Genomic DNA, 2895 nt, shown 5'->3' with positions numbered 1-2895 from the left:
GCCGCCGTCGCTGCTGCCGCCGTCGTCTTTGCCGCCGGGCAGCTTGGCCGTGTCGTTCTTGGGGTCGTTCTCCGGGCGCTGGTTGTTCTTGGCGGCCTCTTCGGCTCGCTTCTTCGCGGCCTCGGCCTCCGCCCGCTGTTCGGCCTGGCGCTTCTCCTGCGCGATCTGCTTGGCCTCGCTCGCCGCCTGGCGGGCGGCAGCCGCGTCCTGACCCGCCTGAACAGCGGCCTGCTTGGCCCGGCTGGCCGATGCCTGGGCGTTGGCCGCCGAGGCGACCGCCGCCTGCGCGGAGAGGGTGGCCTGGGTGGCCGAGTAGTTGGCCTGGCGGCCGGCGACACGTGCCTTGGCCGCGGCGTCCTTGGCCTTCTGGGCGGAGGCGGCCGCGCTGGCGGCCGACGCGTCGGCCTTCTCGGCGTAGCCCTGCGCCCGGGTGGCGTGGCCTTGCGCCTCGTTCGCCTTGGCCTTGGCCTTGGCCGCGTAGCCCTTGGCCTCGTCCGCCTTGCCCTGGGCGCGGGCCGCGGCCTCTGCCGCAGTGGCCGCGTTCTCGTACGCCTTCGCCGTGGCCTTGGCCGCGACGCTGATCTGGGCCTGGACCGCCGCGACATGTGCCGCGGTGTCCTGGTCTGCCTGAGCGGCGCGGAACTGGGCGCGCTCGACGAAGGCGCGCCGCATCGAGTCCGTGCCCTCAAGCGCCACGTGCGCGGCGGCCTTCACGGCCGGTCCGCCCTGTTCCAGCAGTCGCAGCGTCTGGAAGCGGTCGTCCTCGGCCTGCGCCTTGGCGTAGCCCGTGGCGAGGAAGGAGTGCAGCGCCTCAGTGGAACCGTCGTCGAGCGCCTTGGTCGCGGCCTCCTTGACGGCCTTGCCCGCATCGTTGATGATCCGCAGGATCTGGTAACGGTACTCCTCGCTCTGGGCGTCGAAGGCACCTTTGGTCAGGAACGCCCTGACCTCGGCAGACCCCTTGGCGAGGGCGTCCTGCGCGGCCGCCGCCGTTTTGGCCGAGCCGATCCGGCTGAAGAAGACGGCCTTCTCGCGGTCATCCAGTTCCTCGGCGGTACGCCGGTCCTGCTTCACCCAGGCCAGCATGTCCGCGTCGGAACCCGACAGGGCGTCTTCAGCGGCCGCACGGGTCCAGGTGCCCTCGCTCGACAGCAGATTGACGGCGGCCTGGCGGGCTGTCTGCACCGCGCCCTTGTCGTCCTCGCCCAGCTTCTCGCCGGCTGCGGAGATAAGCGACTTGGTCGTCTCGTCCGTCTGGGCGGCCAGGGTCTGCTGCTTTCCGGCAACCGCCCTCATCTCGCCTTCGTATGCCTTGCGGTCCCGCGCGTCGTCGAGGGCGCGGGCGAGGTCGGCCTGCAGCATCTCGGCCTCGGCCTCGCGGGCGATCTTGAAGACGGACTCCGCCTGCGTGGTCGCCTTGCCCGCCGTCTCGGCGGCTTCGAGCGCGGCAGCGGCGTGCGCCTTGGCGATGTCGGCGGCGTTCTGCGCCTTGCCTGCCTCAGCCGCGGCCTTGTCAGCGGCCTTGGCCGCCGCGTCGGCGTGCTTGGCCGCGTCGTTGGCCGCAGCCCGGGTGGCACGGGCGGCAGCGGCGGCCTGGTTCGCCAGGGACACCGCAGTGTTGGCAGCGCGGGTCGCCCGATCGGCCTCCGCGTTGGCCATGGCCGCAGCCCGCTTCGCACGGGCCGCCTCGGCCTTGGCGGCACCGGCGTGCGCGCTCGACTGTGCTGCGGCCGAGGCCGCAGCGGCCGCGTTGCGCGCGGCCGAGGCCGCGGCAGTGCCCGACCGGCCGGCCGCTGCGGAAGCGCTGGCCGCCTGATCGGCCGCCGCCGCGGCAGTACGGGCGCCTGCCGCAGCGTTACGAGCCTGCTCGGCAGCCTGGCGGGCCGCCTTGGCCTGGCCCGCGTCCGCCACGGCGGCGTTCGCCGCACGGTAGGCGCGGGACGCGGCCTGGCTGGCGGCGGCAGCAGCGGAAGCGGCGTTGGAAGCCGCACGGGCAGCCGTACGAGCCGCGGCCACCGCATTGTTGGACGCGCGGATCGCGGTACGGGCCGCAGCCGCGGCACCCTCCGCGGCGGCCGCCGCCTTCGTGGCGTAACGACCGGCCTTGTCCGCGTCCGACTTGGCCTCGGCGGTCTGCCGCGCCGCGTCCTCAGCGGCTGCCTTCGCCCTTGCCGCAGCCTTGTCGGCGACCTCGGCGGCTTCCAGCGCCGCCTCGGTCTCGGCCTTGGCCTTCTTGCCGGCATCGGTGGCGATCCGGGCCAGCTGCGTGACCGTCATCGTCTCCTGGTCGCGCGCCCGGGCCAGGTCCTGGCCACGCTCCAGAAACTCGGATATGCCGTCAGCGTCCCCGTTCAGGGCACGCTCGGCGGCCCGCTTCACATTGGGCCCGCCGGAGTTCAGGATGCGCAGCACTTCAAAGCGGTTGTCCTCTTGGACGGCCTTGTCCAGGCCCTCCCGGAGGAACGCGTCCAGAGCCTCGGGCGTGCCGTTGTCGAGAGCCCGCTGGCCTTCGCGATTGACAGCCTTGCCGCCGGAGTTCATGACGCGCAGGACCGCAAAGCGCCGGTCGTCCTGGAGCGGCTTCTCAAATCCGTCCTTGACGAAGGCGAGCACATCCTCGTCGGAACCATCCAGCGCTTTGCCGGCCGCGGCGGCGACGCCCTTTCCGGCACCTGCCATCGATTTCAGGATGGCGTACCGGGCGTCCTCAACCTCGGCGCGGTGCAGAGCGCCACCGAGGAACGCGCTCATATCGTCGGCTGCCCCGGTCAGCGCCTTGGCGGCCTCGCGCTTGGTCGCCACGCCGCCGAGCTTCCACGCCTCGACGGCCTGGGCACGAGCGTTCCCCGGAAGGGCTTCCGCTGCCTGTGCGGGAAGCGCCTGGGCCACGGTCGT

Annotated in this window: 1 protein-coding gene; it reads right to left on the bottom strand. The window is 73.0% G+C overall.

The window, feature by feature from the left end; translation table 11 throughout:
- On the bottom strand, nt 1–2802 hold a 2802-nt coding region (locus OF819_RS28910; protein ID WP_267246612.1), incomplete at its 3' end, for an ALF repeat-containing protein.
- Between the last annotated feature and the right edge of the window lie 93 nt (nt 2803–2895).

The organism is Streptomyces sp. PR69 (genome assembly GCF_026420845.1).
GTDB lineage: Bacteria > Actinomycetota > Actinomycetes > Streptomycetales > Streptomycetaceae > Streptomyces.
The sequence above is the reverse complement of the archived record's forward strand: the minus strand, read 5'-3'. Positions and strand labels throughout refer to the sequence as shown.